Origin of the sequence: Bacillus sp. OV322 (assembly GCF_900112495.1) — a bacterium.
Classification (GTDB): domain Bacteria; phylum Bacillota; class Bacilli; order Bacillales; family DSM-1321; genus Peribacillus.
Window position 1 is genome coordinate 552,234 of record NZ_FOMA01000001.1, and the last position, 14,240, is coordinate 566,473.

Annotated in this window: 13 protein-coding genes; 8 read left to right on the plus strand and 5 right to left on the minus strand. The window is 40.9% G+C overall.

Annotation, left to right across the window (positions count from 1 at the left end; translation table 11 throughout):
- Positions 1 to 23: 23 nt before the first annotated feature.
- Positions 24 to 1,844, plus strand: a complete 1,821-nt coding sequence (locus BM126_RS02755) for an ABC transporter ATP-binding protein (RefSeq protein ID WP_090987921.1) — start codon at positions 24 to 26, stop codon at positions 1,842 to 1,844.
- 259 nt (positions 1,845 to 2,103) lie between these two features.
- Positions 2,104 to 2,763, plus strand: a complete 660-nt coding sequence (locus tag BM126_RS02760) for a potassium channel family protein (RefSeq protein WP_090988404.1) — start codon at positions 2,104 to 2,106, stop codon at positions 2,761 to 2,763.
- A gap of 47 nt (positions 2,764 to 2,810) precedes the next feature.
- On the opposite strand, the gene rnjA is transcribed toward BM126_RS02760, so the two are convergent.
- Positions 2,811 to 4,478, minus strand: a complete 1,668-nt coding sequence (gene rnjA / locus BM126_RS02765; protein WP_071351695.1) for a ribonuclease J1 — start codon at positions 4,476 to 4,478, stop codon at positions 2,811 to 2,813.
- A gap of 3 nt (positions 4,479 to 4,481) precedes the next feature.
- A complete protein-coding gene (locus BM126_RS02770; protein ID WP_071351694.1) occupies positions 4,482 to 4,697 on the minus strand; it encodes a DNA-dependent RNA polymerase subunit epsilon in 216 nt (71 codons plus the stop codon).
- A 752-nt stretch (positions 4,698 to 5,449) separates the two neighbouring features.
- On the opposite strand from BM126_RS02770, the gene BM126_RS02775 reads away from it, so the two are divergent.
- Positions 5,450 to 6,217 (plus strand): Cof-type HAD-IIB family hydrolase, encoded by a 768-nt coding sequence (locus BM126_RS02775; RefSeq protein WP_177201288.1) that lies wholly within the window; start codon positions 5,450 to 5,452, stop codon positions 6,215 to 6,217.
- Positions 6,218 to 6,347: 130 nt separating this feature from the next.
- Here BM126_RS02775 and def read toward each other — a convergent pair whose 3' ends face one another.
- Positions 6,348 to 6,902: a peptide deformylase gene (gene def, locus BM126_RS02780; RefSeq protein WP_090987925.1), complete on the minus strand. Its 555-nt coding sequence runs from the start codon at positions 6,900 to 6,902 to the stop codon at positions 6,348 to 6,350.
- Between the two features lie 232 nt (positions 6,903 to 7,134).
- The gene (locus tag BM126_RS23135; protein ID WP_083392145.1) at positions 7,135 to 7,305 is read right to left on the minus strand and encodes a YjcZ family sporulation protein; all 171 of its coding nucleotides are present in this window, start codon (positions 7,303 to 7,305) and stop codon (positions 7,135 to 7,137) included.
- A gap of 96 nt (positions 7,306 to 7,401) precedes the next feature.
- On the opposite strand from BM126_RS23135, the gene BM126_RS02790 reads away from it, so the two are divergent.
- The 5 genes from BM126_RS02790 (at position 7,402) to lpdA (ending at position 13,701) form a co-directional block, all read left to right on the plus strand.
- Positions 7,402 to 8,184 carry a YkyA family protein gene (locus tag BM126_RS02790; protein WP_090987927.1) on the plus strand — a complete coding sequence of 261 codons (783 nt, stop codon included), beginning with the start codon at positions 7,402 to 7,404 and terminating at the stop codon, positions 8,182 to 8,184.
- A 525-nt stretch (positions 8,185 to 8,709) separates the two neighbouring features.
- The gene (gene pdhA / locus BM126_RS02795; protein ID WP_090987929.1) at positions 8,710 to 9,825 is read left to right on the plus strand and encodes a pyruvate dehydrogenase (acetyl-transferring) E1 component subunit alpha; all 1,116 of its coding nucleotides are present in this window, start codon (positions 8,710 to 8,712) and stop codon (positions 9,823 to 9,825) included.
- Between the two features lie 3 nt (positions 9,826 to 9,828).
- Positions 9,829 to 10,806: an alpha-ketoacid dehydrogenase subunit beta gene (locus BM126_RS02800; RefSeq protein WP_071351691.1), complete on the plus strand. Its 978-nt coding sequence runs from the start codon at positions 9,829 to 9,831 to the stop codon at positions 10,804 to 10,806.
- A gap of 138 nt (positions 10,807 to 10,944) precedes the next feature.
- The gene (locus tag BM126_RS02805) at positions 10,945 to 12,288 is read left to right on the plus strand and encodes a dihydrolipoamide acetyltransferase family protein (protein ID WP_090987931.1); all 1,344 of its coding nucleotides are present in this window, start codon (positions 10,945 to 10,947) and stop codon (positions 12,286 to 12,288) included.
- A gap of 3 nt (positions 12,289 to 12,291) precedes the next feature.
- Positions 12,292 to 13,701 (plus strand): dihydrolipoyl dehydrogenase, encoded by a 1,410-nt coding sequence (gene lpdA, locus BM126_RS02810; RefSeq protein WP_071351689.1) that lies wholly within the window; start codon positions 12,292 to 12,294, stop codon positions 13,699 to 13,701.
- A gap of 147 nt (positions 13,702 to 13,848) precedes the next feature.
- On the opposite strand, the gene BM126_RS02815 is transcribed toward lpdA, so the two are convergent.
- Positions 13,849 to 14,229, minus strand: coding sequence for a thioredoxin domain-containing protein (locus tag BM126_RS02815; protein ID WP_090987932.1), 381 nt, complete (start codon positions 14,227 to 14,229; stop codon positions 13,849 to 13,851).
- Positions 14,230 to 14,240: the final 11 nt, after the last annotated feature.

Genomic DNA, 14,240 nt, shown 5'->3' on the forward strand with positions numbered 1-14,240 from the left:
ATTGAATAGATAGGAGGTTGAATATGAAACAGGCAAAATCTAAAAGAACCCCATCAGAGCGTTTTCAGTATTCTAATGACCAAGTCATTGAGAAACCCTTCAATTGGAAACAAATGCTGAGGTTATTCAGTTATATGAAGCCGTACAGCAAGAAGCTTCTGCCTCTGGCCATTTTTTCCGTCTTGCTGACAACAGCGATAAAGCTAGTAATTCCAGCTCTTATTGGTGTGTATACACTTGGAGGGGCCATAAAGGAAAAAAACACGAACCATCTTTTCATGTATATCGGTATTATTGCCTGCTTGTATCTTATTGCATATGCCGCAAATATCTTCCGGATAAAGTGGATGAACAAGCTGGGGCAAAATGTTATTTATGATTTAAGGAAGGATTTATTCACACATGTACAGAGCCTGTCGCATCGTTTTTTTGATCAGCGCTCTGCAGGGTCAATCCTGGTGAGAATCATGAATGATATTAACTCTCTTCAGGAGCTGTTTACAAACGGGGTTATTAATCTTTTGATGGATATGGTTTTGCTTGCGGGCATTATTGTTATTTTATTTACATTAAGTCCTCCATTGACACTGGCCATCATGATCATCCTGCCAATTATGTTCTTTATTTCAACAAGTCTCCGCAAAAAAATCAGGAGAAGCTGGCAGCTGGTCCGTTTAAAACAGTCGAAATTGAATTCCCATTTAAATGAAAGCATTCAGGGAATCAGGATTACCCAGTCATTCACCCAAGAAAAAGAGAACATGAACTTTTTTGACGGAATCAATGAAGAAAACTTTGAGAGCTGGAGAAGCGCTGCCAGAAAAAATGCAGTCTTCAGGCCTCTTGTTGAAGCTACAAACGCCCTTGGGACAGCTGTCTTAATTTGGTATGGATCACATCTAATCCGGGGAAGCTCCCTTTCACTAGGCGAATTTGTTTCCTTCTCATTTTATCTGGGAATGTTTTGGGATCCTATTTCGCGTATGGGGCAGGTATATAACCAGCTGCTGGTCGGGATGGCTTCTTCAGAAAGAATTTTTGAATATTTAGATGAAAAGCCTTTAATTGATGAACATCCTGATTCTGTTAAACATGATGATATGAAAGGCCATATCATTTTTAATTCGGTAGAATTTGCGTATAACGGCGACCGAAAAGCATTAAAGGGGATTTCACTCGAGATGGAAGCTGGAAGCACTGTTGCGCTTGTTGGCCATACAGGATCAGGAAAAACCACGATTGCAAATTTGATAAGCCGCTTTTATGACCCGACCGCAGGAGAAGTTAAAATAGACGGTATTGATTTAAAAAACATGTCTCTATCAAGCCTTAGGGGAAATATCAGCATTGTGCTGCAGGATACATTTATCTTTTCGGGAACCATTATGGAAAACATTCGGTTTGGCCGCCCTGACGCAACCGACGAAGAAGTGAAAAATGCTGCCCGCGCTGTTGGAGCGGATATATTTATCCAATCTTTGCCTAATGGATATGATACAGAGGTAGAGGAGAGGGGGAATATCCTGTCTGTAGGGGAAAGGCAGCTTCTTTCTTTTTCTCGGGCCCTTCTTGCAGATCCAAAGATCCTGATTCTTGATGAAGCAACTGCGAGCATTGATACTGAAACGGAAATGAAAATACAAGGAGCCCTTAAAACCCTGCTTAAGGGAAGAACCTCAATCATTATCGCACACAGATTATCGACAATAAGGGAAGCGAATAAAATATTCGTGCTGAACCATGGAGAAATCCTGGAAGAAGGCAGCCATGAAGAACTGATGAATCTAAAGGGTGAATATTATCAACTTGTTAAAGCACAGTTCAATATGCAGCAAGCTGTATAAAAAGGATAATGAAAGAAAACGGTCAGCAATCTTCTTCCGTCTGGAAGGAGAAGCTGGCTTTTTATATGGCACACTATTTCTCTCCTGATAGAAAAATAACAATGTGATAAACTAGAGTACATACAAGCGCATGACTAGCCATGATGAAAAAGGATTGATCAGGTGCCTGCAGATGTGTACACGATCATAAGTAAAGCCTTTCAGGAAGGATGTTTTTCTTTGAAGGCGGAATTTGAAGATGGGTTCAGGAGGAATTTTAGTGAAAAAGGAATTTGCTGTAATTGGTTTAGGGAGATTTGGGGGGAGTATTGTCAGGGCATTGGCTGAAGAAGGCATGGAGGTTCTGGCCATAGATACAAATGAAGAGAGGGTCAATGAATTTGCCCTGGTGGCTTCCCACGCGGTAATTGGTGATTCGACAGATGAAAATGTTCTTAAAAGCCTTGGCATCCGGAACTTTGATCATGTTATCGTAGCAATTGGGGATAATATTCAATCCAGTATTCTTACAACTCTCATGCTGAAGGAAATGGGAGTGGAAAATATAACAGTCAAAGCTCAAAATGATTACCATGAAAGAGTACTGCTGAAAATAGGTGCTGATCGTGTTGTACACCCTGAGCGGGATATGGGAAGAAGGATTGCCCATAATATTGTTTCAAACAATGTCCTGGATTATTTAGAACTGTCTGATGAGCATTCTATTGCTGAGATTGCTGCAAGCAGTAAAATGACAGGAAAATCTGTTATTGATTTAGATATTCGTGCAAAGTTTGGGATCAACATTGTAGCTATTAAAAGAGGGAAGGAAATCATTGTTTCGCCGCTTGCCACTGATATCTTTCAAAATGGGGATATCCTCATTGTCATTGGCGCAGACGATGATATCAGCAGGTTTGAAAGAAAAGTCATCCAATGATTATGCACAAAAAAACCGTTCCCTGGGAACGGTTTTTTTAATGGCTATTATACTTCCATAATAATCGGCAGGATCATCGGGCGGCGTTTTGTTTTCTCATAAAGGAATGGTGAAAGTGTATCAGTGATTTCATTTTTGATTTCTGACCACTGATTAGTTTTTCTTTCCATCACTTTATTGAGATGCTTTGTAATGAGGGACTGGGCATCACTGATCAGATCACCGGATTCTCTCATATAAACAAAGCCTCTTGAAATAATGTCCGGTCCCGCAGAGATTTTGAATTCTTTCATATTAATGCTGACGACCACTACGACAAGACCTTCTTCAGATAAGATGCGGCGGTCGCGCAAAACGATATTGCCTATATCGCCAATGCCGCTTCCATCAATATAAACAGAGCCTGAAGGAATTTTGCCGGCAACCTGGGCAGTATTTTCGCTGAGTGCCAGCACTTCGCCATTATCCATGATAAAGCAATTTTCAGCAGGGACTCCGCAGTCAATCGCATGCTGGCTATGAAGTTTCTGCATCCGGTATTCACCGTGAATCGGCATAAAGAATTTTGGTTTCATTAAACGAATCATTAATTTCTGTTCTTCCTGTCCGCCGTGTCCAGAAGTATGGATATTGTTAAGCGGGCCGGAAATGACCTCAGCACCAGCGCGGTAAAGCATGTTGATTGTTCTGGAAACGCTGATATTGTTGCCTGGTATAGGAGAAGATGAAAATACAACGGTATCCCCAGGAATAATCTGAATCTGGCGATGTGTTCCGTTTGCTATCCTCGAAAGGGCGGCCATAGGTTCTCCCTGGCTTCCGGTACACAAGATCGCAACCTTATTGGCTGGCATTCTGTTAAGCTGGTGAGTATCAATGAAAGTATCCTTAGGTGCACTGATATATCCCAGTTCAAGCCCAATATTAATGGCTGCTTCCATGCTCCTGCCAAAAACAGCAACCTTTCTCCCGTTTGCTACAGCAGCTTCTGTAACCTGCTGCAGACGGTGGATGTTTGAAGCGAATGTTGCAAATATGATTCTTCCGTCAACCTTCCGGAAAATATCATCAATGCTCTCGCCGACGCGTCTTTCAGACATGGTAAAGTGAGGGACTTCACTATTCGTACTGTCTGAAAGCAGGCAAAGAACTCCGTCTCTTCCGATTTCAGCCATTTTTGTCAAGTTGGCAGGCTCGCCGACTGGAGTGAAATCGAATTTGAAGTCTCCTGTGTGGACAATTTGCCCAGGCGGTGTTTTTACTACAATTCCATAAGAATCAGGAATGCTGTGTGTTGTCCGGAAAAACGTCACAGATGTTTTTCTGAACTTGATTACATCATCTTCCTGGATTTCAATTAACTTTGTCTGGCGCAGAAGGCCATGTTCTTCAAGCTTATTCCGAAGAAGTCCCAAAGCCAATTTCCCGCCATAAACAGGGACGTTCAGCTGTTTAAGGAAGTAAGGAATCCCGCCGATATGATCTTCATGGCCATGTGTGATGAAAAGGCCTTTGATTTTATCTTCATTTTTAACTAAGTAGCTGTAATCAGGAATAACATAATCGATGCCAAGAAGTTCGTCTTCGGGAAATTTTATTCCCGCATCGATGATGATGATTTCATCCTGGAATTGTACAGCGTAAGTGTTTTTACCGATTTCTCCCAGTCCGCCTAAAGCGAAGACGGCTGTTTGATCATTTTTTACAAATTTCATAAATTATCCTAGCTCCAATACTTTAAAATCTTCATTATGTTCTTTTTCATATTCATAATAAGCGCCTTGTACTGCTTGAACGAATTCAATATTATATGGTTCTGATTTGAGTTTTAAACGGACATCCCGTTCTGACTCGCCTTCCACATAAATTGTTTTTGTATTTTCCCGCACCGGGACTTCTGTTGCATTTACTTGGTAGTAAACTTTAAAAGTCATCGAATCTCTCTCCTATTCTTTTTTAATTGCTTTTTTCATTATATATAAAAACAACAATTTTTTCATGTTTTACAACATCATGCTAAAATTCATAGAGCCTTCTTTAAACCAGTATTTGCTGTTTGGTTTTTGAAGCCTATTATGTACATAATTATTATGGATGAAACCTGTATAAAAAGAATTATACCAACAGTTCATCCAGAAACCAAACCTTATCGTCATTTTCCTAAAAGACAGCACACTGCCAGGAGGAATATGTAAGGATTTTCATTTGAAATTTTATATAAAAGAAGCCCTGCCCGAATGTTGGGAGGGCCGTATGCCCGTTCTGGAGTCCGTATGCCAGATTAGGCGGGAGAAGAATCATTGACGATATGAACATCAGGCAATTGATTTTTTTCTCAGTAAATCATTCCATTGTTTAAGCAGTTTTTTTCGCAGCCTTTTTAACAAGGTGATTACGCTCCCTTTATCTATTATTGTAAAGGAATATTGGATAATGTAAATATATCTTTCTGCACAAAACGCAAAATACCGAAAGCCTGTTCTGTACCAATGAACATATCCTTTAGTCAGTCACTTCCTTTAGTATGCGGAAAAACCTTAAAAACTTGCAGTTGGAAGTCTGGGAATTGCTTACATAAATCTCCCTGAAAATTCACCCCTGTTTTCTTGACTTATTTCCTAAAGTGAGTATTTAATGGGAACATATTAAAATGAATGCTGACTGAAAAGAATGGATGTGAAACCTGATGAAAATTGTTTTTTTCGATATAGATGGCACATTGCTGGATCATGAGAAATCACTTCCTGCATCGGCAAAAAAGGCTATTAAAACCCTGCAGGAAAATGGAGTGTTTGTCGCCATTTCAACAGGGAGAGCCCCTTTTATGTTTAAAGCCTTAAGGGAGGAACTGGATATTGATACATTTGTCAGCTTTAATGGACAATATGTTGTTTTTGAGAACAATGTAATCTACCAAAATCCTTTATTCCCTGAAGAGGTGGAAAAGTTAAAAAACCATGCAGGCAAACAGGATACTGCTTTTGTATTCATGAATGAACAGACTATGAAGTCTACAGTTCAAAATAATGACAGAGTGAAAGAGGCAATGGGGACACTTAAATTCCCTCATCCCGAACAGGATGCAGATTTCTATAAAGATAAAGAAATATATCAGTCTTTATTGTTTTGCTCCGAAGAAGAAGAACATCGATACATAGGCCATTATGATAAATTCAGATTCATCAGATGGCATGAATTATGCTTGGATGTGCTGCCAGCAGGGGGATCTAAAGCAGAGGGAATTAAGATACTCATGGATAAAATAGGATTCAAACTGGATGATGTATATGCGTTCGGGGATGGTCTGAATGATATTGAAATGCTTCAGGCTGTCGGCCATGGAGTCGCGATGGGAAATGCTCTTGAAGAGGTAAAGAAGCATGCGGATTTTGTAACTAAAGATGTGGATGATGATGGCATCCTTTATGGATTGAAGCATCTGAAGCTGATATAAATAAAGCGGGCAATTGAAGGATGCACAATCTGCAATTGCCTGCCGGTAGCAAAATGCGATTGCACTTATAAAGGCGATAAAAAAAAGTAAGAGGCCGGCAGTGAGCCGATTTGCACTGCCAGCCTCTTATTCACCGTTCAATTGGAACAGCACCGGATTCGATTTCAAATGGATCTTTCTCATTGATATGATCATAAAACATGATACCATTAAGGTGATCGATTTCATGCTGAAATACGATAGCCGGCAGTCCTCTCAGCCTTAGTTTCACTTCTTCTCCATCCATTTTCGTTCCTTTGATTGTTATCCTGGAATGACGGGGGACAAAGCCGGGAACGACGCGGTCAACCGAAAGGCATCCCTCGCCAGCTGTCAGGTAAGATTTTTCTAAAGAGTGGCTGATGATTTTTGGATTAAAGAGAGCATGGCTGTACAGATTTCCTTTCTTATCCCGGACATGGACGGCAATCATTTTCTTTGTAATGTTAATCTGCGGTGCTGCCAGCCCGATTCCTGGCCTCAATCCGTATTTTTCAGCCATTTCCGGATCCTGGCTGTTTTGTACATATTCCATTAAACTCTTCAGGATATTTTTATCCTCTTCAGATGCTGGCAAAGTGACATCTTTTGCAGGAAGCCTCAATGAAGGATGGCCCTCCCTGACGATATCTTTCATGGTAATCACGATTTTCACCTCTATTTATATGTATAGTAAGAGTCTACCAAAAATGTCCTGAAAAGGTAAATGCGCATTTTTAAGGAAGCCTTAAATAAAGAGGGCTTGCCGAACGCCCGCCCTCCATGCAATTCATTTACAACAAATACAAATCTCTTGTTTTAGTTTCTTGCAGAAAAGGGTAAAGGAATATTGGAGTGATGAATGTGAGCACTTTTTGCCTTTTATAGTATTTACTATGTTAATTACATAAGCACGCACCGACAATGATAAGCAAAATGAACAGGACGATAATTAAGGCAAAGCCTTTTCCAAAACCGCAGCCTCCTGCAGGAATTGCCGGATAGCAAGGGGAATAGCTGTAAGAAGGAACAGGTGTGCAGCATTCGCTTCCATAACCTCCATAATACATAGGTGAAACCTCCGCTTTATCTTTTTTATCATCCACCTTGGAATGATTTACTACAGCCTATGCGGTTAGCTGGGTTTGGTGCAGGAGATACCCCGCATGCAGGCTGTGCACGATCAGGAATTTTTCTGGAGAGCAGTATTAAAAACCTTTAAACAAAAGCAGGCGGCAATCCTTTGCCTGTTCAGGAAAAAACGAATACTTAGAAAAATGGGGGTTCTACTAGTGTTAAAGTATCTTAATGTATTGTTCATCATCGGACTTACAGCAGGTTTATCCGGCTGTTTTGGGAGTTCATCTCCTGAAGAGCAAATTCAGGAAACACTGCAAAACACCGTCAACCAGGAGAAGGCATTTGAAAAACAGCAAAAACCGATTACTGATCTGGAAAAACAGGAAAATGCCTATTATCAGCAAATTATCAAATTGGGGATGCCCCAGTACGATCAGATTGTTTCCTTATCGGACAAGGCGATTGAGAATATAAAAAAACGTGAACAGCTGGTTGAAAAGGAGCGGAAGAGCATCATTTCATCACAGGATGAGTTCAAAAAAATGGACAGCGAAATCAGCGATATTGATAAAAAAGATGTGAAAAAGACCGCAGTAACCATGCAAAAGACGATGGATCAGCGCTATAAGGCCCATGAAAAGCTATACAATCTTTACAAAAAGAGCCTAGCAGACAATAAGGAACTGTATCAGCTTTTCAAGAAAAAGGATCTGAAGATGGATGAACTGCAGACCCAGATTGATAAAATTAATCAGTCCTATGACAAGGTGATGGCAGAGAACAAACATTTCAATAGCCTTACAGATCAATACAATAAAGAAAAAAAGGCGTTTTATAAAAAGGCTGAATTAAAAAATGAATCAAAATAAATAAACTGGTGCAGCTGCCAGTTTTTTTTTAGGCTTTTTACTTAAGAGGTTTTTAATGTGTACTTGAGGCAATCAAATGTTAACCGGTTAGATTGGAGCAGGCATCTGGAGCATGAAATTTAAATGACTACCGGCTGTCTTATACATGAAATAGGGATTTTAAAATGAAAAGGCTTACCTTTTGGGGTTTTTTATAGTACAGTAGTAAAATTAAAACTATAACAGATGACTGTAAAAAGGAAACGGAGATGAAAAAGCAAGAAAAATAATCATGGGGAATAAAAGATTCTAACTCATTGACGGATTAATATTGATTACTGTAAACTAAACATGGAATAAAGCATTGTATCAATTTTAGTAAAAAAAATATTGGTACAGTATTAATTTGCAGAAGGTAAAAAATCTTCGTGTTTACGGACAAAGTTATAGGGAAACATATAATGATCTGGATTTTGATCCCTGAGCAGATCAATAATGCTTTATAGATTAATTTAACCCTTTTATTGAAAGGATGAGGTGGCACAGATGGCTTCCAAAACGAAACAGGCTAAATTTGATGTCAAAAAACAACTTGATGTTGTTGAAGAACAGTTTCAAACCTTACAGATACTGAACGAAGAAGGCGAAGTAGTCAATAAAGATGCAATGCCTGATTTAACAGATGAACAGCTTCAGGAATTAATGAAGCGTATGGTGTATACACGTATTCTTGATCAGCGTTCCATTTCCTTAAATAGACAGGGAAGGCTTGGATTTTATGCTCCGACTGCCGGACAAGAGGCTTCACAGCTAGCATCTCAGTATGCTTTGGAAAAGGAAGACTTTATTCTTCCAGGATATCGTGATGTGCCGCAGCTCATCTGGCATGGCCTTCCGCTTGCCCAGGCATTCCTATTCTCACGCGGTCATTTCAAAGGAAACCAGATCCCAGAGGGAGTTAACGTCATTTCTCCTCAAATTATCATCGGAGCACAGTTTGTACAAGCTGCCGGAGTAGCTCTTGGTTTGAAAAAACGTGGTGCAAAAGCAGTTGCTGTTACATATACAGGAGACGGCGGTACTTCACAGGGTGATTTTTATGAAGGCATGAACTTTGCGGGAGCTTTTAGTGCGCCAGCTATCTTTATCGTTCAAAATAACCGTTTTGCGATTTCAACTCCAGTCGAAAAACAATCTGCTTCAAAAACAATGGCCCAAAAAGCAGTTGCTGCAGGTATTCCGGGCATCCAGGTAGACGGAATGGACCCTCTTGCTGTTTATAGGGCTGTTAAAGAGGCTCGTGAACGCGCTGTCAATGGTGAAGGCCCTACACTTATCGAAACATTGACATACCGTTACGGCCCGCATACCATGGCAGGCGATGACCCGACCCGCTACCGTACCTCAGACCTTGACAATGAGTGGGAACTTAAGGATCCGCTAGTGCGCTTCCGTAAATTCCTTGAAGGAAAAGGAATCTGGAACGAGCAGATGGAAAACGAGACAATTGATAAAGCAAAAGAAGATATCAAGGCAGCAATTAAGATTGCTGATGAAACTCCAAAACAAAAAGTGACAGATCTGATGGAAATCATGTACGAAGAAATGCCTGTTAATTTAAAAGAACAATATGAAATTTATAAAGAAAAGGAGTCGAAGTAAGCCATGGCTCAAATGACAATGATACAAGCGATTACTGATGCACTTCGCACAGAATTGCGCAATAATGAAAACGTTCTTGTGTTCGGGGAAGATGTCGGTGTCAACGGCGGAGTTTTCCGTGCAACAGAAGGTTTGCATAAAGAATTCGGCGAGGACCGTGTATTTGATACACCGCTTGCTGAATCCGGTATTGGCGGACTATCAATCGGTCTGGCGCTTCAAGGCTTCCGTCCGGTTCCTGAAATCCAGTTCTTTGGTTTTGTTTTCGAAGTAATGGATTCAGTTGCAGGACAAATGGCACGTATGCGCTACCGTTCAGGCGGCCGCTACAATATGCCGATTACAGTCCGTTCTCCATTTGGAGGAGGGGTTCATACTCCGGAAATGCACTCAGACAGCCTGGAAGGGCTAATGACCCAATCACCGGGATTGAAGGTTGTTGTACCTTCAACACCTTATGATGCCAAAGGGCTTCTTATCTCTGCTATCCGTGATAATGACCCGGTCATTTATCTGGAACATTTAAAATTATACCGTGCCTTCCGTGAAGAGGTGCCTGAAGAAGAATACACTATTCCTCTTGGCAAAGCTGATGTAAAACGTGAAGGTAAAGACCTTTCCATCATCACTTACGGAGCTATGGTTCATGAGTCTCTCAAAGCTGCAGAAGAGCTTGAAAAAGAAGGTTTTTCAGTTGAAGTGGTTGACCTTCGCACGATTGCTCCGCTTGATATTGAAACAATCATTGCTTCTGTAGAAAAAACCGGCCGTGCAATCGTTGTGCAGGAAGCGCAAAAACAAGCAGGTGTGGCAGCAAATGTTGTGGCAGAAATAAATGAGCGCGCTATCTTAAGCCTTGAAGCACCGGTTCTCCGGGTTGCTGCAGCAGATACGATTTATCCATTTTCACAGGCAGAGCCTGTTTGGCTTCCAAACTATAAAGATGTAATTGAAACAGCGAAAAAAGTTCTGAATTTCTAATAAACTAAGATGTCTGCTTACGGGTGTTTCCCTTAAGCAGTTCATTTTTCTAAAACGTCTGCGGCAAAAGCTATTAGATGACAGATACTAGCTATGTTCCTGCTGAATGTTGATTTAAAAAATAGGAGGGTGAATTCATTGTCATTCCAATTTAGACTCCCAGATATCGGTGAAGGTATTCACGAGGGTGAAATAGTAAAATGGTTCATAAAACCAGGAGATAAGATCCAAGAAGACGATGTGCTTTGCGAAGTTCAAAATGACAAAGCTGTCGTTGAAATACCATCTCCAGTTGACGGCACAGTTGAAGAAGTCCTTGTAGAAGAAGGAACGGTTGCCACTGTTGGCGACATTCTGGTAACTTTCGATGCACCAGGATACGAAAACCTTCAATTTAAGGGCCATCACGATGAAGAAGAAGGAAAATCAAGCACGGAAGCACAAGTTCAATCTACTGGAGAAGCTGGCCAGGAAGTGGATAAGGAAGAGGCTTCTAAGCAGGAAGAAAAAGAAACCACTGGTGCAGGAGCACGACCGCAGGCAGATGCAGATCCTAATCGCCGTGTCATTGCCATGCCTTCCGTACGCAAATATGCAAGAGAACAAGGAATAGACATCCGCCAGGTTTCAGGAACTGGTGATAATGGACGGGTTATGAAGAGCGACATTGATGCTTTCGCAAATGGCGGAGCGGAACAAGCTCAGACAGAACAGCCTGTCCAGGAAACAGCTAAAGAGGAAAAAGCTCCTGCAAAAGCAGCAGCAATCCCTGAAGGCCAATATCCTGAAACAAGGGAAAAAATGAGCGGAATCAGAAAAGCGATTGCAAAAGCGATGGTTCATTCTAAACAGACGGCTCCTCATGTGACGCTGATGGATGAAGTGGACGTAGACAAACTTGTTGCACATCGCAAGAAGTTCAAAGAAATTGCTGCTCAAAAGGGAATAAAATTAACATTCCTTCCTTATGTGGTCAAAGCTTTAACTAGTGCATTGCGTGAATTCCCGGCACTAAATACATCTATTGATGATGCTTCAAGCGAAATCGTCCATAAGCATTACTATAATATAGGAATTGCAGCAGACACTGAAAAAGGACTTCTGGTTCCTGTAGTAAAAGATGCAGACCGCAAATCTACTTTTGCTGTCTCAAATGAAATTAATGAACTGGCAACTAAAGCCCGTGAAGGAAAATTGGCAGCAGATGAAATGAAAGGCGCTTCTTGCACAATCACCAATATTGGTTCTGCAGGCGGACAATGGTTCACTCCTGTAATCAATCATCCTGAAGTAGCCATTCTTGGAATCGGCCGCATTGCGGAAAAACCGGTTGTCCGTGACGGCGAAATTGTTGCTGCTCCGGTATTGGCTCTATCTCTTAGCTTCGATCACCGGATTATTGATGGTGCTACAGCACAAAATGCTCTTAATCATATAAAAAGATTGCTTAACGACCCAGAACTTTTGTTAATGGAGGCGTAAAAAATGGTAGTAGGAGATTTTCCGATTGAAACAGATACTTTAGTCATTGGTGCAGGTCCCGGCGGATATGTTGCGGCAATCCGTGCAGCCCAGCTTGGACAAAAAGTAACAATTGTTGAAAAAGGTTCGATTGGCGGAGTTTGTTTGAATGTAGGCTGCATTCCTTCAAAAGCCTTGATTTCTGCAGGACATCGTTTTGAGCAAGCACAGCATTCAGATGAGATGGGGATAACAGCTGAAAATGTGAAACTTGATTTTTCCAAGGTCCAAAACTGGAAAGCAAGCGTTGTTAATAAGCTTACCGGTGGAGTGGAAACTCTTCTGAAAGGCAATAAAGTAGATATCGTTCGTGGAGAAGCATATTTTGTGGATGAAAACAGTATTCGTGTAATTAATGACGATTCTGCACAAACATACACATTTAAAAATGCAATCATTGCTACTGGCTCTACTCCGATTGAACTTCCTGCTTTCAAATATTCAAAGCGCGTTCTGAATTCCACGGGTGCTCTTGCACTTGAAGAAGTTCCTTCATCAATGGTTGTAATCGGCGGAGGATATATTGGAACAGAGCTTGGCGGAGCATATGCCAACCTTGGAACAAAAATTACTATTTTAGAGGGACTGGATGAAATCCTTGCTTCATTTGAAAAGCAAATGTCATCTCTCGTAAAACGCAACCTTAAGAAAAAGGGTGCAGAAATTGTAACAAAAGCAAGTGCCAAGAGTGTGGAAGAAACAGAAAATGGCGTAATTGTCACTTACGAAGTTAAAGGCGAAGAAAAGAAAGTGGAAGCTGACTATGTGCTTGTAACAGTCGGCAGACGCCCGAATACAGCGGAAATGGGATTAGAGCAGCTTGGAATCAAGGTTTCTGATCGCGGACTGATTGAAATAGATGAGCAGTGCCGTACAAATATCAAAAACATCTATGCAATCGGTGATATCGTTACAGGACCTCCTTTAGCGCATAAAGCCTCTTACGAAGGCAAGATTGCTGCAGAAGCAATTTCAGGACATGCTTCTGAAATTGATTACCTGGCAATTCCGGCTGTTGTATTTTCTGAACCGGAGCTTGCTTCTGTAGGCTATACCGAAAAAGAAGCTAAAGATGCAGGAATCGACGCTATTGGATCAAAATTCCCGTTTGCAGCTAATGGAAGAGCTCTTTCATTAAACAGTGCTGAAGGCTTTATGAAGCTTGTTACACGCAAAGAAGATGGACTGGTAATCGGTGCGCAAATCGCCGGAGCCGGAGCTTCTGATATGATTGCGGAGCTGGGATTGGCAATTGAAGCTGGCATGACTGCAGAAGACATTGCTATGACCATTCATGCACATCCGACTTTGGGAGAAATTACAATGGAGGCAGCTGAGGTTGCACTTGGTATGCCAATCCATATCGTAAAATAAATAAACACAAAAAAGTGCGTCTGCTGTTAGCAGGCGCATTTTTTTTGTGTTTATACCGATAGATATCCTTCGTTGTCAGACAGCAAATTAAAGTATAAGCGGGTCGTCATCAGCTGAACTTCTCAGCCTAATACCAGATACTTTACTTTATAGGGTTTTTTGGATAGCTTTCATTATGGCTTGTTTTGTGACATTTGTTCCGGATATCCGGTTGAGAACTTTACCATTTTTAGAAAGAATGACCAACGCCGGAGCTTCTTTTATGTTGAGAGTTTTACAATCTTTTTTATGGTTGTCAAAATTCAGTTTCTTAAGTTTTCCGGATTGTGCGGGATGTTTGCTGATAAATTCCAGAAGGGCATCATAATATGCATTTTCAGACATATAATTGGATTCATTAGAGAGTAAAACAATCTTATCTTTATACTTAGGCAAGGAATGTGCCGAAGGATTTTGGCCTGGAGTGCAAGAGGAAAGAATCAGGAAAAAACATGGAAGAAAAATCAGTAACATTAATTTATTTTTCATGATAAACCCCT